We start from the raw sequence: 18,029 nt of genomic DNA, 5'->3' as shown, positions 1-18,029 counted from the left end.
ACCTGCGGTTCCGGTCGGGCGTCCATGACGCCGAGGACCCGCTGAGCGTCGAGGTGGCGCAGCAGCTGCTGACCGGGCCGCTGGCCGGGCTGGACGGGGCGGACCTGCGGCAGCTGGGGCGGGCGTTGCGGGAGGAGGAGCGGAGCGCCCTGCGGGAGGTGCCCGCGGAGCAGCGGCCCGCCGTGCGCCCGGCGGGTGAGCTGATCCGGGAGGCGCTCGCGGAGCCCGAGCGGCTCGTGCTGCTGGGCGGTCCCGCCGCACGCCGCGCCCGCGAGCTGGGCCTGCTGCTGCGCAAGGTGCGCGACCTGCTCCTCGGCGGCGCCACCGCCGAGGAGGCGTTGTGGGCGCTGTGGGAGGCGAGTGACTCCTGGCGCGAGCGGCTGGAGCGGTCCGCGCTGCGCGGTGGTGCCGCGGGCCGCAACGCCGACCGTGACCTCGACGCCCTCTGCGCGCTCTTCGAGACCGCGGCCCGTGCCGAGCTGCGCGCCGGCGGCCCGCGTGGCGCGCTGAACTTCCTTGCCGAGGTCGAGCAGCAGGACATCGCCGCCGACACCCTCTCCGGTCGGGCCGTGCGGGCCGACGCGGTCCGGCTGATGACCGCGCACCGGGCCAAGGGACTGGAGTGGCGGCTCGTCGTGGTCGCCGGGGTGCAGGAGGGCCTCTGGCCCGACCTGCGGCGGCGCGGCTCGCTGCTGGAGGCGGACCGGATCGGCCGGGACGGCATCGCGGAGCCGATGCCGCAGAGTGCGCTGCTCGCCGAGGAACGACGTCTCTTCTATGTCGCGGCCACCCGCGCCAAGGAACGGCTGGTCGTCACGGCCGTGCAGGCCGCGGCCGAGGACGGCGACGAGCCGTCCCGGTTCCTGCGCGAGCTGTACCGGGAGCGCCCGGACGGGACCAGGGTGCCCGAGGTCCGGGTGGAGGATGTGACGCACCGTCCGCGCCGGGCGCTCTCCGTGGCCGCGCTCGTCGCCGAGCTGCGGGCCACCAGCGTCGACCCGGCCGCCTCGCCACAGCTGCGGGAGGCCGCAGCCGAGCGGCTCGCCCGGCTGGCCGCGCTGGAGGACGAGGACGGTCTGCCGCTCGTCCCCGCCGCGAACCCGCACCGCTGGTGGGGCATGGCGGAGCTGACGGAGAACGAGGTGCCGGTGCGCGACCCGCAGCGGCCGGTCGAGCTGTCCGGCAGCGCGCTCGAGTCGGTGAACGCCTGCTCGTTGCAGTGGTTCCTGGGCCGCGAGGTGCGGGCGCAGGAGGTGTCCAGCGGGGCGCAGGGCTTCGGCAACGTCGTGCACGTCCTCGCCGACGAGGTCGGCGCCGGCCGCGCGCCCGCCGACCTGGACGTGCTGATGGCCCGGCTCGACCGGGTCTGGGACGCGCTCGCCTTCGACGCGCCGTGGAAGTCGGAGCAGGAGAAGGGCGAGGCGCGCGCCGCACTGGAACGATTCCTCGCCTGGCACACCGGGCAGCGGGGGCGGCAGCCCGTCGCCACCGAGCAGCCCTTCGACGTGGAGCTGAAGGCGGGCCCGTACGCGGTCCGCATCCGCGGCACCATGGACCGCGTCGAGCGGGAGGACGCGACCGGCGCCGCCTACGTCGTCGACTTCAAGACGGGCCGTCACACGCCTACCAAGGCCCAGGTCGAGGAGCATCCGCAGCTCGCCGTCTACCAGCTGGCCGTCCGTGAGGGTGCGGTGGACCAGGCCTTCGACGGGGTCCGTCCGGAACCCGGCGGCGCCGAGCTGGTGCAGTTGCGCCAGCCGGAGTCGCGGACGGTCGCGGACGCGCCCAAGGTCCAGCACCAGCCCGGCCTGGCGGAGAACCCGGCCGGGCCGGAGTGGATCGAGGGCCTGCTGGCCGAGGCCGCCGACCGGGTGCTGCGCGAGCGCTTCGTGCCCACGACCGGGGACCAGTGCGGCCACTGCTCCTTCCGCGGCAGCTGCTCCGCCCGCCCGGAGGGGCGCCAGGTCGTCGAATAGCCGGGCCCGGCGGCGAGCGGACGGGCAGGACCGCCGGACGCCGCCCGTCCGGTCGTGTCCGACCCGCGCGCTAGCGTGTCACCCATGCCCGGCCGTCTGACCAGTCCCGAGGAGCTCAAGGAGCTTCTCGGGATCCCGTTCACCGCGGAGCAGCTGCGCGCGATCACCGCGCCGCTCGCCCCCGCGGTGATCGTCGCGGGCGCGGGCTCCGGCAAGACCACCGTGATGGCCGCGCGCGTGGTGTGGCTGGTCGGCACGGGCCAGGTCCGGCCGGAGCAGGTCCTCGGCCTGACGTTCACCAACAAGGCCGCGGCCGAGCTGGCCGAGCGCGTGCGCAAGGCGCTGCTGCAGGCCGGCGTCGGTGTCGACGCGGAGCCCGTCGCGCCGGGCGTGGGCGCGGCGGGCGACGGGGACGGGGGCCTTGGCGAGCCCGAGATCTCGACCTACCACGCCTTCGCCGGCCGCCTGCTGAAGGACCACGGGCTGCGCATCGGCCTGGAGCCGGACGTGCGGCTGCTCGCCGACGCCACGCGCTTCCAGCTCGCAGCGCGTGTGCTGCGCCAGGCGCCGGGGCCGTATCCCGGCCTGCGGGACGGCGTCTCCTCCCTGATCGCCAAGCTGGTCAAGCTCGACGGCGAACTGGCCGAACACCTGGTCACCCCCGAGGCCCTCGCCGCGCACGACACCGCCCTGCTGGCCTCGCTGGACGGCGTCAGGCTGAGCAACGACGCGCTGCGCGCGGTCCCGGTCGCGGCGGAGGCGCGGCGCGAACTGACCGAGCTCGTGATCCGCTATCGGGCCCGCAAACGCGAGGCGCAGCTGATGGACTTCGGTGACCAGATCGCGGCCTGCGCCCGGCTCGCCCTGACCCGGCCCGAGGTCGGCGCGCTGCTGCGGGAGCAGTTCGCCGTCGTGCTGCTCGACGAGTACCAGGACACCTCCGTCGCCCAGCGTCTGATGCTCGCCGGCCTGTTCGGCGACGGCACCGGCCACCCGGTCACCGCCGTCGGCGACCCGTGCCAGGCCATCTACGGCTGGCGCGGCGCCTCCGTGGCCAACCTGGACGAGTTCCCGCACCACTTCCGCCGCGCGGACAGAGGGCGCAGTCGCCACGCGGATCGAGAGCACAGTCGCCACGCGGACAGAGGGCACGATCGGAACGCGGACAGTCAGCACAGTCGCGAGGCCGATGCTGCGCACGTTGCCGACGCCCCTCATGGCGCCGACGCTGCGCCCGCCGCCGCCGCCGCCGCCGCCGCCGCTGCGGCTCCCGGCGCGCCCGCCGCGCGGTACTCACTCAGCGAGAACCGCAGGTCCGGCGGGCGGCTGCTCGCGTTCGCGAACGATCTCGCCGCGCCGTTGCGCGCCATGCACGAGGGCGTCGCCGCGCTGCGGCCCGCGCCGGGGGAGGAGCAGGCGGGCGGGTTGCGCTGCGCGCTGCTGGAGTCGCACGCGTCCGAGGTCGCCTGGGTCGCGGACAGCATCGCCCACCTGGTCCGCACCGGTACCGCGCCCGGTCGGATCGCCGTGCTGTGCCGGGCCGGCCGCGAGCTCTTCCCCGACGTGCACGCCGCCCTGGTGGCCAGGGACGTGCCGGTCGAGGTGGTCGGCCTGTCCGGGCTGCTGCACCTGCCCGAGATCGCCGATCTGGTCGCCACCTGCGAGGTGCTGCAGGATCCGACGGCCAACGCGGCGCTGGTCCGGCTGCTGACGGGACCGCGTTGGCGGATCGGTGCGCGCGACCTCGCGCTGCTGGGCCGCCGCGCGCGTGACCTGGTCCGGGTCGCCGCCGGGGACGGGCGACAGGACAAGTTGGAGCAGGCCGTCGCCGAGGCCGATCCGACCGAGATCGTCTCGCTCGCCGACGCGCTGGAGTCCTTCCTCTACCCGGGCCAGGCGGGTGAGCCGGAGCTGCCGTTCTCCGGGGAGGCCGCCGCGCGCTTCCAGCGGCTGGCCGCCGAGATCCGAGAGCTGCGCCGCGTGCTGGCCGAGCCGCTGATGGACGTGCTGCACCGGGTGTTGACGGTGACAGGCCTGGAGGTGGAGCTTGCGGCCTCCCCGCACGCCCTCGCCGCGCGCCGGCGAGAGACCCTGTCCGCCTTTCTCGACGTCGCCGCCGGCTTCGCCGACCTGGACGGCGACCCGTCGCTCGGCGCCTTCCTCGGCTTCCTGCGCACGGCGCAGGAGTACGACCGCGGCCTCGACAACAACCTCCCGAGCGGCGAGGACACGGTGAAGGTGCTCACCGCCCACAAGTCCAAGGGCCTGGAGTGGGACGTCGTCTTCGTGCCCGGCCTGGTCAAGGGCGCGTTCCCGAGCGGCACCGGGCGTGAGCGGTGGACCTCGCGCCCGGAGGTGCTTCCACACGCCCTGCGTGGCGACGCACCCTCGCTGCCCGCCGATCCGGCCTGGACCTCGGCCGGGCTCAAGGCCTTCGAGGCCGCGATGAAGGAGCACGCCGCCACCGAGGAACTGCGCCTCGGCTATGTCGCCTTCACCCGCCCCCGCGCCCAGCTCCACGCCTCCGGCCACTGGTGGGGGCCCTCGCAGAAGCGCCCACGCGGCCCGTCGGAGTTCCTCACCGCGCTGCGCGAGTTCGCGGAGGCCCGGCCCGGGGTGGGCGCCGGCGGCAGCGGCGTGGAGATCGAGCACTGGGCCGAGCCGCCCGCCGAGGGCGAGCAGAACCCCGCGCTGGACCAGAGCGTCGAGCACGCCTGGCCCTTGCCGCTGGACGCGGACGCCCAGGCGGCGCGCCGCGCGGCGGGTGTGCGGGTGCTCGCCGGGCCGCGCGGGGAGGAGTCCGCGGCGCCGGAGACGGGGGAGGAGCGGCGGCTGGTCGCGTCCTGGGACCGCGACCTGGAGCTGCTCGCCAAGGAGCTGCGGCGCGCCCGCTCCCGGGTGCGCGAGGTGCCGCTGCCCGCGTCCCTGTCCGCGTCGCAGCTGCTCCGGGTCGCCGCTGATCCGGACGGGTTCGCGCGCGAGCTGGCCCGGCCGGTGCCTCGCCCGCCGCAGCCCGCCGCCCGGCGCGGCACCCGCTTCCACGCCTGGGTCGAGTCCCGGCTCGCGGTCGAACCGTTGCTGCTGCTCGGCGAGGACGAACTACCGGGCGTGGACGAGTCGGGCATTGAGGACGAGCGCGATCTGGCCCGGCTGAAGGACGCGTTCCTGCGCACCGAGTTCGCCGCGCGCACCCCGTACCGGGTCGAGGAGCCGTTCCAGCTGCTGCTCGGCGGCCGGGTGGTCCGTGGCCGGATCGATGCCGTCTACCGCACCGAATCGGGCTTCGAGGTCGTCGACTGGAAGACCAACCACCGGGAAACCGCCGACCCGCTGCAGCTGGCCGTCTACCGCCTGGCCTGGGCGGAACGCGAGGGGTTGGAACTGCATCGGGTGTCCGCCGCGTTTCTGTATGTTCGTAGCGGAACAGTTGTGAGACCCGAGGAGCTTCCGGATCGTGCGGGACTGGAGGCGCTGCTCGACACCGTTACGCCGAATGGGGAGCGCGTCCGTGGAGCAGCCACCGGGGCTTCGTGAAAGGACTGTGCAGGCTGTCCAATTCGCGCCTAATGTGGGGACGTTAACCGGTCAACATCGATCCGAGGTTGAACACTTTCTGGCCGCGGTCGGTGCCGTGGTCGGACGCCCACAGCTCTGCACGCCCCCGGGCCGCCCGCTCGCGCACCCGCCTACGTTCACGCACCCTCGTTGCACCATGTTGCACAGTGCCCGCAGGAGAGACGACGTTGACTGCCGCCGGAAGGTTCCGCCAGCTCCTCCGCAGGGGCCGGGGGGTGCTGTTGCTGCCCTTTTTCGGGGTCCTGCTGGTTTTCGTGCTGGACCGGGCCAGCAACAACCCCGACGTCACCTTCGAGCCGGCGCTGTCGGCGGGCCCCGCGCTCGCCGCCGTCGTCAGCAGCAACATCTGGTTCCCGCTGCTGGTCGGCGGCGTCACCATCGGTGAGGCTTTCGGTATCGCCGCCGAGGACCACACCATGTCCTCCTCGGTGCACACCGCTAGCGTCCTCGCCATCGTGCTGATCAGCGCCATCGGCGCGGGCAGCGTCATGCTGCGCAACCGCCAGGAGCGCGCCCTCGCCGACGCGCGCCTGGTCTCCGAGGTCGCGCAGCGGATCCTGCTCCGCTCGATCCCGGAGCGCATCGGCCCCGTCCGCGCCGCCGTCCACTACGCGGCGGCCGCCGCCCACGCCCGCATCGGCGGCGACCTCTACGAGGTGGTGCAGACCCGGTACGGCGTCCGCGCCGTCATCGGCGACGTGCGCGGCAAGGGGCTGGCCGCCGTCGAGACCGCGGCGGCGATCCTCGGCGCGTTCCGCGAGGCCGCGCACCAGGAGCAGGCCCTGGACAAGGTGGCCGCCTGGCTCGCCGACAGCCTCGGCCGCGCCCTGCACGAGAACGGCGAGGAGCATGAGGGCAGCGAGGAGGAGTTCGTCACCCTGGTGCTGGTCGGCGTCGGCGCGGACGCGGTCGTCGAGATCGTCAACTGCGGCCACCCCGCGCCGCTGTTGCTGCGCCGCGGCACGCCCGTCCGTTTCCTCGACCCGCCGTCCAGCGTCCCGCCGCTCGGCGTGCTGGAGCCGGAGGACGTCCACCCGCCGATCCTGCGCCTGCCGCTGCAGGAGGACGACCGCCTGCTGCTCTACACCGACGGCGTCATCGAGGCCCGCAACAGCTGGGGCGTCTTCTACCCCCTGGCCGAACGCGTCCCCGACTGCGCGACGGCCGACACCCCGGCGCTGGTCCTGGACCGCCTGCACGAGGACGTCCGCCGCCACGTCGGCCACCAGCTCGGCGACGACGCGGCGATGCTGCTCCTGCAGTACGCCCCGCTGCCCACCACCGGCGCCGCGCCCCCGAGCCGCTCCGTCGTCCACCCGCGCGTCTCCACCACCCAGGCCGACCAGCTGCCGCTGCTCGACCGGGGGGACCAGCGGGAGTAGCGGCTACAGCTCCGCCGCCGAGCCCGCGTGGTCCTCGTGCCCGTGCGTGATCCCGATCCGGCGCAGCTCGCCGTCCCCCAGTGCGTTCTCGATCTCCCGAGCGCGGTCCGCCGTCCCGGTGTCGATCAGGGTCAGCTCCCGCCCGTCCCGCCACAGGTAGGCCGCACCCACAGGGAACAGCAGCATCCGCAGTCGAGGCAGCACCGCGACGACGTCCATCGGGACCGCACTCGCTTCCTTGCCCGTGGGGGCCAGCGGCTCACCTGGACGAGGGGCGGGGGAAGCCCGGGAGCGACAGCTCCACCAGCAGGGGCCGGTGGTCGGAGACGCCCGTCGTGGGCGTCTCGATCCGCTGCACCGCCGTGCGCGGCACGCCGACCGTGAGCACGTGGTCGAACTGCACGGCCGGGCGGTGGGCCGGGTAGGTGGGGGTACGCGCCAGGTCGCGCCAGCCCTGGAGCCGGCCGCGCGGTGACGCGGCCCGACGCGGGCGACGGGGGCGCGGGCGCAGCGGCAGTCGGCCGCTGTCCATGACCGAGGCGCCGCCGAGCACCGTGCGGGGGACCGGGCCGATCAGGTTGAAGTCGCCGAGCAGTAGGTAGGGCAGCGGCAGGTCGGAGATCCACCGGCGCATGCCGGCCAGCTGGCCCATGTTCCAGCCCGGCACGAACGACAGGTGGGCCGCGACCACCGTGAAGGGCCCGGCCGGGCCGTCCAGCACGGCGGCGAGCGCCGCGCGCGGCTCGTCCGGGACGGGCGTCAGGCCGCGACGCCCGGCCACCCGCAGCGGCAGCCCGAACGGAGCCGCGGGGAAGCGCCGGGCCCGCCAGTGCAGCACCGGCAGGCGGGTGAGCAGCGCCGTCCCGTAGGCGGGCTGGTCCGCGTCGCGTCCGGCGTCGTCGGGGCCGTAGACGCGCAGCGTGGTCGCGCCCGGCGCGTGCACCCAGCCCGCGACGGGGGCGGGGTGGCCGACGACCGCGGCGGCGAAGCGGTAGTCCCGTGCGCCCAGCGCCTTCGCGCCGACGGCCGCCTGGTCCACCCGGCCGGAGCGCTCCTGGAACCGGTCGACCTCCTGGAGAGCGAGCACGTCCGCGTCGAGAGCGGCGATCGCGTCCGCGAGCGGCGCTCCCGGCCCGTCGCTCGGCCCGTCCGTCGGGAGGGGGCGGCCGGCACGGTCCATCGGCTGGCCGTGCAGCAGGTTGAAAGTCGCGACGCGCAGCTGGCTCACGGGACGAACCTACGCCAGTCGGGCCCCCTCCCGAGAACGGCGGAGGGCGACCGCTCGCCCGCGCCGGGCGCACCACCAGGCCGGGGGCTCCGCGTCGGGCGCCCCGCAGTGTGATCAAGGGCGCTTGCCGGGCGGGCGCGAGTTCGAACTAGAGTCGTTGCCATGAGCTCAGCCCAAGCCCCGGACAGCGTCGTCCGCGCCTACATCGACCAGCACCGCGCCGCCTTCCTCGACGACCTCGCCGAGTGGCTGCGGATCCCCTCCGTCTCCGCCGATCCGGGCCGGGCGGGAGAGGTGCGCCGCTCCGCCGAGTGGCTCGCGGCCAAGCTCCGCGAGACCGGATTCCCGGTCGCGGAGGTGTGGGAGACCGAGAACGGCGGCCTGCCGGCCGTCTTCGCCGAGTGGCCGTCCGGCGACGCCGGGGCCCCGACCGTGCTCGTCTACGGGCACCACGACGTCCAGCCGGCGGAGCGGGAGGACGGCTGGGCCACCGACCCCTTCGAGCCGACCGTCGTCGACGGCCGGATGTACGCGCGCGGCGCGGCCGACGACAAGGGCCAGGTCTTCTTCCACACGCTGGGCGTGCGCGCGCACCTCGCGGCCACCGGCCGAACCGCCCCGGCCGTCAACCTCAAGCTGCTGATCGAGGGCGAGGAGGAGTCGGGCTCGACGAACTTCCTCGACCTGATCCGACGTCGGTCCGAGCGGCTGGCCGCGGACGTCGTCATCGTCTCGGACACCGGCATGTGGGCCGAGTCCACGCCGACCGTCTGCACCGGCATGCGCGGCCTGGCCGACGCCGAGGTCAGCCTCTACGGACCGGACACGGACATCCACTCCGGCTCCTTCGGCGGCGCCGTCCCGAACCCGGCCGACGAGGCCGCGCGCCTGGTCGCCGCCCTGCACGACGCCGACCGCAAGGTGGCCGTGCCCGGCTTCTACGACGGCGTGTTGGAGCTGACCGAGCGCGAGCGGGAGCTCTTCGCGGCGCTGCCGTTCGACGAGGACGCCTGGTTGCGGGTCGCCAAGTCCCGCGGCACCCAGGGCGAGGCGGGCTTCACCACCCTGGAGCGGATCTGGGCGCGCCCGACGGCCGAGGTCAACGGCATCTGGGGCGGCTACACCGGCCCCGGCGGCAAGACCATCGTCCCGGCCGAGGCGCACGTCAAGCTCTCCTTCCGGCTGGTGGCGGGCCAGGACGCGGAGAAGGTGCAGCAGGCGGTGACCGACTGGGTCGCGGCGCAGGTGACCCCCGGCATCCGCCACGAGGTCGCCTTCCGCGGAGCCACCCGCCCCTGCCTGACGCCGCTGGACCACCCGGCGCTCCAGTCGCTCACCCGGGCGATGGGTCGGGCCTTCGGGCAGGAGATCCTCTTCACCCGCGAGGGCGGCTCCGGCCCCGCCGCCGACCTGCAGGACGTGCTTGGCGCGCCGGTGCTCTTTCTGGGCATCTCGGTGCCGTCCGACGGCTGGCACTCGATCAACGAGAAGGTCGAACTCGGCCTGCTGGTCAAGGGCGTGGAGACCTCGGCCTACCTGTGGTCGGACCTGGCCACGGGCTGGGGCCCGTCCGGCGACGGTTCCGCGGCCACGACCGCGGACAACTGATCAAGGGGGAGGGAACCGTGACGGTTCAGCAGCAATTCGTCCGGACGCTGCCGCTCGCGCGGGTCGGCGTCGACCGTGCCGCCGACAAGCGCTTCGACGAGCCCTGGCTCGCCGCAGCCTGGAGCCACCCGAGCACCCGGGTGCTGGCGGTCTCCGAGGGCAAGGCCTTTGTCGCGGACACCGAGCAGGGCACCGAGCTGGTGCTGCTCAGCACCTTCGACGCACCCGACGAGGGTGAGCGGCTCTTTCTCGGCTGCGACGAGGACGGCGTCGCCTACTTCGCTGTGACGTGCGCGCAGTTGCCGGGCCGCCTGGACAGGCCCGAGCGTCCGGCCGGACTGCGCGAGGTGGGCGGCCTGCTCGGCGCCCGCGACGCGGGCCTGCTCGTGCACGCCGTGGCGTTGGAGAACTGGCACAGCTCGCACGGCTTCTGCTCGCGCTGCGGGCACGAGACCGTGGTGGCCGCCGCGGGCCACGTGCGCCGCTGCACGTCCTGCGCGCGTGAGCACTACCCGCGCACCGACGGCGCGGTCATCATGCTGGTCACCGACGAGCACGACCGTGCGCTCCTGGGCCGTCAGGCCCTGTGGCCCGAGGGCCGGTACTCCACCCTGGCGGGCTTCGTCGAGCCGGGCGAGTCCCTGGAGCAGGCGGTGGCCCGCGAGGTCGCGGAGGAGGCCGGCGTCCGGGTCGACCTGGACACCGTGCAGTACGTCGCCTCGCAGCCGTGGCCCTTCCCGGCCAGCCTGATGCTGGGCTTCACGGCCAAGGTCGACCCGCGCGACGGCGGCGCGGAGATCCAGGTGGACGGCGAGGAGCTCGACGAGGCGCGCTGGTTCTCCCGCGAGGACATCGCGGCCGGCATGGCCGCCGGCACCACGCTGCCTCCGCCGGGCATCTCCATCGCCCGCCGCCTCGTCGAACTCTGGTACGGCCAGCCCCTCCCGGACACGCTGGTCTGAGCGGCCCTGCTGAGCCGTCCCCGGTCGCCGCGGTGCATCCTGCCCGCGGCGACCGCGCGCCACGACGTGGCCCCTCAGGCGGGCTCCTGCCCGCGCTCGGTCAGGTGGGCGCGCCAGGCTCGGCGGTCACGCGCCCGCTTCCCTCGAAAGCGTGACGGCTCGTCCGGCTTCCGCGGGGGCGGCCGTGGCGGCGTCCTCGGCGCGCTTGGGGTCCAGTGCCAGGACGCAGGTGACGGTCTTGCCGGTGAGGCGGACCACGACGTCCCAGCTCTCGGCGAGCAGCCGGACGATCTGCAGACCGCGCCCGCCCAGCGCCTCCTCCCCGGCCTCGCGGGTGGTCGGGAGGGCGGTGCCCTCGTCGGTGACGGAGACGCGCAGGCCCGACTCGGTCAGGGCGAGGGTGAGGTCGACCGGACCGCTCCCGTAACGCATCGCGTTGGTGACCAGTTCGGAGACGACCATCTCGGCGCTGTCGACGAGATCGGTCGCGCCCCAGGCGGCCAGCGCGGTGCGGGTGATCCGGCGCGCGTGCCGGACGTTGCGCGGATGGGGCGGGAAGGAGGCGACAGCCGCCCAGGCTCTCCGGTCGTTCATCGTTCATGCCTCCAGGGCAGGATCATGAGGGCGCGCAAGTAGTTGGGATAATCCGGATTGAGCCAGCCTTGACCGATGTTGGCTCGTTTCCCTGAGCCCGCGCAAGTCCAATGGCTACATTCTCGGGGTGAACATTTCCCGAGGGGTGGGGCAGGCCCCGAAATATCAGCGGCTGGCCGCGGATCTGCGGCGCCGAATCATGGACGGGGAGTGGCAGGGCGGCATGCCGCTGCCGGTGGAAAGCGAGTTGGAAACCCAGTACGGGGTTGCTCGTAATACTGTCCGACTTGCTGTTGATGTTCTCGTCAATGAGGGACTTCTGGTCCGCGTCCAGGGAAAAGGGACCTATCTGAAGGACCACACCGTCGTCGATCACCACGCCTATCGTGCACCGACCGTCGCCGTTCCAGGAACCCCCCTCGGCGGCGCTTCTTCGGCCTATGCGGAAGAAGCGCGGGCGGCCGGCCGGAAATTGACGTCCGACTTTCAGATGCTGATCGTAAGGGCCACCACTGACATCACCGAACGCCTCCGGCTCGCCCCCGGGGAGGCCGTGGTGCTGCGGCGGGTGCTGCGCTATCTCGACGGGGAGCCGTGGTCGGTCGAGGAGAGCCACTACCAGGTCCGCCTCGCCGCGGCGACCGCGCTGATGGACCCGGACCCGGTGCCGGGCGGGGACGAGGCCGCGCTCGCGGAGGCCGGGCACGTCGAGACCGGCTGCGTGGACGAGCTCTGCGCCCGGATGCCCAACCCGGAGGAGGCCCGCTGGTTCCAGGCGGGACCGGGTGTCCCGCTGCTGGTCCAACTGCGCACCACGCTCACGCAGGCCGGCCCGGTGCGGGTCACCGAGACCCGCTACTGCGCCGACCGCAACCGGCTGGTCTACTCGCTCGGCTCGGCCGAGGCTGTCGACCCGCTCGACCGGGTGCCCGCACAGGCGGACCGGCCCCGGGCGGAGTGCCCGGGGCCGGTCGGTTGACGGCGGTCGGTTGACGCGAGGTCAGCCGGAGCAGGTCAGGCGATGGCGGCCTTGACCTGAGCGAGGGACGGGTTGGTCATCACCGTCTCCGCACCCGTGGAGGAGAGCGCGAGCACCGTCGGTACCGTCTGGTTGCCGTTGTTGACCTTCTCCACGAAAGCGGCGGACGCCGGGTCCTGCTCGATGTTGATCTCGGTGTACTCGATGCCCTCGCGGGTCAGCTGCGACTTCAGCCGCTGGCAGTACCCGCACCAGGTCGTGCTGTACATCGTGACTTTGGCGGACATCCGTATCGCTCCTCTTGGGGTCTGTCCCGGCGCTTTCTCTGCCGGTAGCCCCAACGTGGCAGCGCGGGGTCGCATTCCCCGCGCCGATCGTTCGGGCCGGTCCGTCGTATCAGCTGACCGGCCCTGTGGACAACGTGGCCCGGGTTGTCCGTGCGGCTTGAGAGGATGGGCGGCATGCAGGTAGAGCTTCCAGGCACACTGCCCTCCCTCGCCGGTTCCCACGCGGCCGATCCGGGCGGGCGCCGCGACGCCGACGCCGTGCTGGCCGGGCTCGACCCGGAGCAGCGCGCCGTCGCCACGGCGCTGCACGGGCCCGTCTGCGTCCTCGCGGGCGCGGGGACGGGCAAGACCCGCGCCATCACCCACCGGATCGCCTACGGCGTCCGCAGCGGCGTGATGCAGCCGCAGCGCGTCCTCGCGGTCACGTTCACCGCGCGCGCCGCCGGTGAGATGCGCGGCCGGCTGCGCCAGCTCGGCGTCGAGGGCGTGCAGGCGCGCACCTTCCACGCCGCGGCCCTGCGCCAGCTGCAGTACTTCTGGCCGCGCGTGGTCGGCGGCGAGCTGCCGCGCCTGCTGGAGCGCAAGGTGCAGCTGGTGGCCGAGGCCGCCGGGCGCTGCCGGATCCGCCTGGAGCGCACCGAGCTGCGCGACCTGACCGGCGAGATCGAGTGGGCCAAGGTCACCCAGACCGTCCCCGAGGACTACGCCGCCGCCGCGGTCAAGGCCGGGCGGGAGACGCCGCGGGACCCGGCCGAGATCCGCCAGGTCTACAAGGTCTACGAGGAGCTCAAGCGCGACCGCGGCGTGATCGACTTCGAGGACGTGCTGCTTCTCGCCGTCGGTGTGCTGGACGACCGTGCCGAGGTGGCCGAGCAGGTCCGCGCCCAGTACCAGCACTTCGTGGTCGACGAGTACCAGGACGTCTCGCCGCTCCAGCAGCGGCTGCTCGACCTCTGGCTCGGCCCCCGCTCCAGCCTCTGCGTGGTCGGCGACGCCAGCCAGACGATCTACTCGTTCACCGGCGCCACCCCGGAGTACCTGCTCGGCTTCCGCACCCGGCACCCGGACGCCACGGTGATCAAGCTGATCCGGGACTACCGCTCCACGCCGCAGGTCGTGCACCTCGCCAACGGCCTGCTGGCGCAGGCGCGCGGCCAGGCCGCCCAGCACCGGCTGGAGCTGGTCTCGCAGCGCGACAGCGGCCCCGAGCCGGTCTACCTGGAGTACCCGGACGAGCCCGCCGAGGCGGAGGGAACGGCCAAGCGGATCCGCGCGCTGCTCGACTCGGGCGTCCGCGCCAGCGAGATCGCGGTACTGTTCCGCGTCAACGCCCAGTCCGAGGTCTACGAGCAGGCCCTCGCCGACCAGGCCATCCCGTACCAGCTGCGGGGCGCGGAGCGCTTCTTCGAGCGTCCCGAGGTGCGCGAGGCGGGCCTGCTGCTGCGCGGCGCCGCCCGCGCCGGCGGCGGCCCGGTCGACCCGCTGCTGGAGGAGACGCCCGAGCGGCTGGCCGACCAGGTGCGTGCGGTGCTCTCCACCCGCGGCTTCACCGCCCAGCCCCCGGCGGGCTCCGGAGCGGTCCGTGAGCGCTGGGAGTCGCTCGCCGCACTGGTCCGCCTCGCCGAGGAGTTCGAGACGGCGCAGCACGCCGCGCAGCAGCCGTCCAACCTCACCGCCTACGTCGGGGAGCTCGACGCGCGCGCGGCGGCCCAGCACGCTCCGGCCGTCGAGGGCGTCACCCTCGCCTCGCTGCACTCGGCCAAGGGCCTGGAGTGGGACGCCGTCTTCCTGGTCGGCCTGACCGAGGGCATGATGCCGATCACCTACGCCAAGACCGACGAGCAGGTCGAGGAGGAGCGGCGGCTGCTCTACGTCGGGGTCACTCGGGCCCGTGAGCATCTGGGCCTGTCCTGGGCGCTGTCGCGCTCGCCGGGCGGCCGCGCCTCGCGCAGCCCCTCCCGCTTCCTGGACGGCCTGCGTCCGGGCTCCGCGCTGCGCGGCGCCGGTGGCGGCCGGGGCGCGGGCGGCCAGGGCGCGCGCGAGGGCCGTGCCTCGCGGAGCCGCTCGCCGATCAAGTGCCGGGTCTGCGGGCGGGTGTTGACCGAGGCGGTCGAGCGCAAGCTGCGCCGCTGTGAGGACTGCCCCTCCACGATGGACGAGGGCCTGTACGAGCGTCTGCGGGACTGGCGGGGCCGCACGGCCCGGGAGCAGGGGCTGCCGGGCTACTGCGTCTTCACCGACGCCACGCTCATCGCCATCGCCGAGGAGCACCCGGATTCGCTCCAGGGGCTCGGCCAGATCTCCGGGGTCGGCCGGGCCAAGCTCGACAAGTACGGCGACGCGGTGCTCTCCTTGTGCGCCGGCGCCGATCCGTCAGGGGTCGAGTCCGCTGCTTCCGAGCAGGGCGGACGGGGGGACATCTCGGACCTCTGGGGCGAGCCGGCACCTCCGGTGACCCCGCTCGAAGACTCGCCGGAAAAATAGTTTGCGCGCGCAGTGCGGACCCTACTAGCGTGCCGAGCACGGTCGAGGAAACGAGGCCGAGCCCACTCAGGCATCACCTGAAGCGGGCGTTACTGCTGTGTGCTGTACAGCTCTCGAGCTGTACTGCAAGCTTGAGGAACTGACCATCTACGGGCCCGCGACGCCAGCGGACCCCGAGCACGCCGAAGGGAGGCGGACATTGTGAGCAGCATGACCAAACTGGCTGGCCAGACGGTGACCGCCGCGGACTTCGGCATGCGTGCCTTCGCTCTGCCCTGCGTCAAGGCCAGTGGTCTGTCCCTCGCCGGTGCCCGTGTCGACGCCACTCGTGTGCGCGTCACCGAGGCCGCCGACGCCGGTGCCACCACTGCCGCCTTGATCGGCAATGGCAATGGCTTTGGCGCCTGGGATGCCCGTCGTCTCGAGCGACCGCTGTCGGCATCCGTAGCGACCATCTCCGTCCTGGCGGGCGGCTATGGCGACGCGGCGGGTGCCGGAACCGGTGCCGAAGAGCAGCAGCCCGTCCAGAAGCAGCTCCACACGCAGAAGATCGCCGCAGCGGCGATGACGATCCGGGCCCTCCGCGGACCCGACCCTGGGATAGATCGAACCTGAGACTGCATCAGGTCGGCTTTCCAGGGCCGCGGAACCCGAATCGGGATCCGCGGCCCTTCTGTTTGCCCACAGGCACACAACAGAACCCAATCGAGCACACCGACTCAGACAGGAAGACGACGCGACCGTGTCCCCGGTGACCAGCCTGCACGCCCCGTCCGCACCCAAGGCCGACCACTTCGACGACTCCCACCCCCCGGAGGTTTCCCTGATGCAGCTCACCGCCTTCGAGGAGCCCGAGACTCTCGGCGCCCCGATCCCGTGCCGCTCCCTCGACCCCGAGGTCTTCTTCGCCGAGACCCCGGCGGACGTGGAGTACGCCAAGTCCCTCTGCGGCACCTGCCCCGTGAAGGACGCCTGCCTCGCCGGTGCCCTCGAGCGCCGCGAGCCGTGGGGCGTCTGGGGTGGCGAGCTCTTCGTCCAGGGCGTCGTCGTGGCCCGGAAGCGGCCGCGTGGTCGTCCGCGCAAGTCCGAGGTCATGGCGTGACCCCCGCAAGCGCACTGCGCAGCTCCATCAACGAGATCGCCGGCCCGGTGATCGATCCCAACCCTCTCGACGACAAGCAGGTCCCTCCGATGAACCGTCCCGCCGACGCACGTCCCCGCCCCGCACTGCACACCGAGTCTTCCCAGAACAGGACCCTCACCATGCAACTCATGCCCGAAGCCCTGGCCCGTGTCCACATGCAAGAGCGAATGCAGGAGGCCGAGCGCGAACGATTGCTGCGCGCGCTCCAGCTGAGGCGCCGCGCCGAGCGCGCCTCGCTGCGCGCCAAGCGTGCGCTCGCCTCCGTCGTGATGTGACCCGCCGGCAGTAGAGCCGACGACACGTCAGCACAGCAGAAGCGCACGGCCGGAACTGAACAGCTGAAACCGAACGAAAACTGATCGGGCCCGCCTCCCCCGGAGGCGGGCCCGAGGGCTTTCCGGCCGGCCGTAGCCGGTCCGGAGCGCCTCAGGCGATGGCCTCCTCGTCCGCGAAACCGGGCAGCCAGGCGAGCAGCTCGTCGCGGAACGGGGCGGTGGCATCGAGCTGGCACAGCACACCGATGGTGCTGAGTGTCACGCGGTGGATCAGCAGGTACGACGGGGGCAGGTTGAGCTGGCGCCCCAGCGCGTAGGCGGGCGATCTCGGGTCGCCGACCCGGGCCGCCTGGGCCCGCATCCAGCTGCGGGTGAACCGGAATTCGTCGACCGCGGCCGGCTCGATGATCGGCAGCACGTAGTCCAGCACCGCGTCCGCGTCCAGCTCGATCGTGGGCTTGACGAAGCCCTCCTGGCGCAGCATCTCCAGCACGCCGTTGGCGTCTCCCTGGAGCGCCAGGCGCAGCGCCGTCCCTATCGGCAGGGGCAGGCCCTCGGGCAGGCGGTCGACCGTGCCGAAGTCGAGGACGCCCAGCTGCCAGCCCTCCGCCGGGCCGTCGTCGACCAGCAGGCGGAAGTTGCCCGGGTGCGGATCCGCGTGCAGCAGCCCGGTGCGTGCGGGGCCGGCGAACAGGAAGCGGGCCAGCAGCCGACCCGCCCGATCGCGCTGTTCCTGCGTGCCGGTGGCGATCACCTCCGAGAGCGGGACGCCCTCCAGCCACTCGGTGACCAGCACCTGATCGGCGTGGTGCACCACGGCCGGGACCCGGATCTCCGGGTCGCCCTCGAACTCCTCGGCGTGGACCGCCTGGGACTCGGCCTCCAGGGCGTAGTCGAGCTCCTCGGTGACACGGTTGCGCAGCTCCGTGATCAGCGGCTTGACGTCCAGCCCCGGAATGAGCGGGCCGATCAGCCTGGCCATCCGGCTCAGCTGGTTGAGGTCCGAGAGCAGGGCGTCACCTGCCCCCGGGTACTGGACCTTGACCGCGACCTCCCGCCCGTCGTGCCAGACCGCCCGGTGGACCTGGCCGATCGAGGCGGCCGCGGCCGGCTTGTCCTCGAAGGACACGAACAGTTCCCGCCAGTTCGGCCCGAGCCGTTCCGCCAGGGCGCTGTGCACGGAGGCGGCGGGCATCGGCGGGGCGGCCTCCTGGAGCTTGGTGAGCGCGGCCCGGTAGGGGCCGGCCACCTCCTCCGGCAGGGCGGCCTCGAAGACGGACAGTGCCTGTCCGAACTTCATGGCCCCACCCTTGAGTTCGCCGAGCACCTTGAACAGCTGGTCGGCGGTGCGCTGCTGGAGTTCCGCGGCCACCACGTCGGCGGGCCGTCCGCCGATGCGCTTGCCGAGGCCGAGGGTGGCGCGTCCGGCTATCCCCAGCGGCAGGGCAGCGAGCTTCGCTGTGCGGGTCACTGCCTTGCGTGGAAGATCGCTCACGGATGCCTCCCTGCTCCCCGGACGCGCCACCCTCGGCCT

15 protein-coding genes and 1 pseudogene are annotated in these 18,029 nt (G+C 73.5%); 11 read left to right on the top strand and 5 right to left on the bottom strand.

Features of this window, described 5'->3' with window-relative positions:
• The 3 genes from DN069_RS20685 to DN069_RS20675 all read left to right on the top strand — a co-directional run.
• A partial coding sequence (locus DN069_RS20685) for a UrvD/REP family ATP-dependent DNA helicase (RefSeq protein WP_133259992.1) occupies positions 1-1,976 on the top strand: 1,976 nt, incomplete at its 5' end.
• Between the two features lie 84 nt (positions 1,977-2,060).
• On the top strand, positions 2,061-5,510 hold the full coding sequence (locus DN069_RS20680) for an ATP-dependent helicase (protein ID WP_243639509.1): 3,450 nt from the start codon (positions 2,061-2,063) through the stop codon (positions 5,508-5,510).
• A gap of 257 nt (positions 5,511-5,767) precedes the next feature.
• On the top strand, positions 5,768-6,934 hold the full coding sequence (locus tag DN069_RS20675; protein ID WP_111502939.1) for a PP2C family protein-serine/threonine phosphatase: 1,167 nt from the start codon (positions 5,768-5,770) through the stop codon (positions 6,932-6,934).
• 3 nt (positions 6,935-6,937) lie between these two features.
• On the opposite strand, the gene DN069_RS20670 is transcribed toward DN069_RS20675, so the two are convergent.
• Together DN069_RS20670 and DN069_RS20665 are read right to left on the bottom strand one after the other, a co-directional pair.
• Positions 6,938-7,153 (bottom strand): MBL fold metallo-hydrolase, encoded by a 216-nt coding sequence (locus DN069_RS20670; protein ID WP_111502937.1) that lies wholly within the window; start codon positions 7,151-7,153, stop codon positions 6,938-6,940.
• Positions 7,154-7,193: 40 nt separating this feature from the next.
• The gene (locus tag DN069_RS20665) at positions 7,194-8,162 is read right to left on the bottom strand and encodes an endonuclease/exonuclease/phosphatase family protein (RefSeq protein ID WP_207892213.1); all 969 of its coding nucleotides are present in this window, start codon (positions 8,160-8,162) and stop codon (positions 7,194-7,196) included.
• Between the two features lie 162 nt (positions 8,163-8,324).
• Here DN069_RS20665 and DN069_RS20660 point away from each other — a divergent pair, with 162 nt between their 5' ends.
• Complete coding sequence (locus tag DN069_RS20660) at positions 8,325-9,770, top strand: dipeptidase (protein ID WP_111502935.1); 1,446 nt, start codon at positions 8,325-8,327, stop codon at positions 9,768-9,770.
• A 17-nt stretch (positions 9,771-9,787) separates the two neighbouring features.
• A complete protein-coding gene (gene nudC, locus DN069_RS20655) occupies positions 9,788-10,732 on the top strand; it encodes an NAD(+) diphosphatase (RefSeq protein ID WP_111502945.1) in 945 nt (314 codons plus the stop codon).
• Between the two features lie 126 nt (positions 10,733-10,858).
• On the opposite strand, the gene DN069_RS20650 is transcribed toward nudC, so the two are convergent.
• Positions 10,859-11,326, bottom strand: a complete 468-nt coding sequence (locus DN069_RS20650; protein WP_111502933.1) for an ATP-binding protein — start codon at positions 11,324-11,326, stop codon at positions 10,859-10,861.
• Positions 11,327-11,453: 127 nt separating this feature from the next.
• Between DN069_RS20650 and DN069_RS42875 the strand changes: the two are divergent.
• Both DN069_RS42875 and DN069_RS41735 read left to right on the top strand, forming a co-directional pair.
• Positions 11,454-11,663 (top strand): annotated as a pseudogene (locus tag DN069_RS42875) (GntR family transcriptional regulator); the annotation flags it as partial.
• A gap of 153 nt (positions 11,664-11,816) precedes the next feature.
• Positions 11,817-12,305, top strand: coding sequence for a UTRA domain-containing protein (locus DN069_RS41735; protein WP_243639507.1), 489 nt, complete (start codon positions 11,817-11,819; stop codon positions 12,303-12,305).
• A 35-nt stretch (positions 12,306-12,340) separates the two neighbouring features.
• On the opposite strand, the gene DN069_RS20640 is transcribed toward DN069_RS41735, so the two are convergent.
• The gene (locus DN069_RS20640) at positions 12,341-12,592 is read right to left on the bottom strand and encodes a mycoredoxin (RefSeq protein ID WP_111502929.1); all 252 of its coding nucleotides are present in this window, start codon (positions 12,590-12,592) and stop codon (positions 12,341-12,343) included.
• A 174-nt stretch (positions 12,593-12,766) separates the two neighbouring features.
• Between DN069_RS20640 and DN069_RS20635 the strand changes: the two genes are divergently transcribed.
• The 4 genes from DN069_RS20635 (at position 12,767) to DN069_RS20620 (ending at position 16,495) form a co-directional block, all read left to right on the top strand.
• On the top strand, positions 12,767-15,076 hold the full coding sequence (locus DN069_RS20635; RefSeq protein ID WP_111502927.1) for an ATP-dependent DNA helicase UvrD2: 2,310 nt from the start codon (positions 12,767-12,769) through the stop codon (positions 15,074-15,076).
• Positions 15,077-15,277: 201 nt separating this feature from the next.
• Complete coding sequence (locus DN069_RS20630) at positions 15,278-15,691, top strand: hypothetical protein (protein WP_111502925.1); 414 nt, start codon at positions 15,278-15,280, stop codon at positions 15,689-15,691.
• A gap of 136 nt (positions 15,692-15,827) precedes the next feature.
• A complete protein-coding gene (locus tag DN069_RS20625) occupies positions 15,828-16,178 on the top strand; it encodes a WhiB family transcriptional regulator (protein WP_424556308.1) in 351 nt (116 codons plus the stop codon).
• 89 nt (positions 16,179-16,267) lie between these two features.
• Positions 16,268-16,495, top strand: a complete 228-nt coding sequence (locus DN069_RS20620) for a hypothetical protein (protein ID WP_424556309.1) — start codon at positions 16,268-16,270, stop codon at positions 16,493-16,495.
• A gap of 151 nt (positions 16,496-16,646) precedes the next feature.
• Here DN069_RS20620 and DN069_RS20615 read toward each other — a convergent pair whose 3' ends face one another.
• Complete coding sequence (locus DN069_RS20615; RefSeq protein ID WP_111502923.1) at positions 16,647-17,990, bottom strand: ABC1 kinase family protein; 1,344 nt, start codon at positions 17,988-17,990, stop codon at positions 16,647-16,649.
• Between the last annotated feature and the right edge of the window lie 39 nt (positions 17,991-18,029).

The sequence above is a fragment of the Streptacidiphilus pinicola genome (assembly GCF_003258295.1).
GTDB lineage: Bacteria > Actinomycetota > Actinomycetes > Streptomycetales > Streptomycetaceae > Streptacidiphilus > Streptacidiphilus pinicola.
This window is presented reverse-complemented; position numbering and strand designations above follow the sequence as displayed.

What these genes read in the sequence shown, in the direction of transcription:
- DN069_RS20680 (WP_243639509.1), top strand. Translation starts at nt 2,061, where the DNA reads ATGCCCGGCCGTCTGACCAGTCCCGAGGAGCTCAAGGAGCTTCTCGGG.
- DN069_RS20670 (WP_111502937.1), bottom strand. Translation starts at nt 7,153, where the DNA reads ATGGACGTCGTCGCGGTGCTGCCTCGACTGCGGATGCTGCTGTTCCCT.
- DN069_RS20660 (WP_111502935.1), top strand. Translation starts at nt 8,325, where the DNA reads ATGAGCTCAGCCCAAGCCCCGGACAGCGTCGTCCGCGCCTACATCGAC.
- DN069_RS20650 (WP_111502933.1), bottom strand. Translation starts at nt 11,326, where the DNA reads ATGAACGACCGGAGAGCCTGGGCGGCTGTCGCCTCCTTCCCGCCCCAT.
- DN069_RS41735 (WP_243639507.1), top strand. Translation starts at nt 11,817, where the DNA reads ATGCTGATCGTAAGGGCCACCACTGACATCACCGAACGCCTCCGGCTC.
- DN069_RS20640 (WP_111502929.1), bottom strand. Translation starts at nt 12,592, where the DNA reads ATGTCCGCCAAAGTCACGATGTACAGCACGACCTGGTGCGGGTACTGC.
- DN069_RS20635 (WP_111502927.1), top strand. Translation starts at nt 12,767, where the DNA reads ATGCAGGTAGAGCTTCCAGGCACACTGCCCTCCCTCGCCGGTTCCCAC.
- DN069_RS20620 (WP_424556309.1), top strand. Translation starts at nt 16,268, where the DNA reads ATGAACCGTCCCGCCGACGCACGTCCCCGCCCCGCACTGCACACCGAG.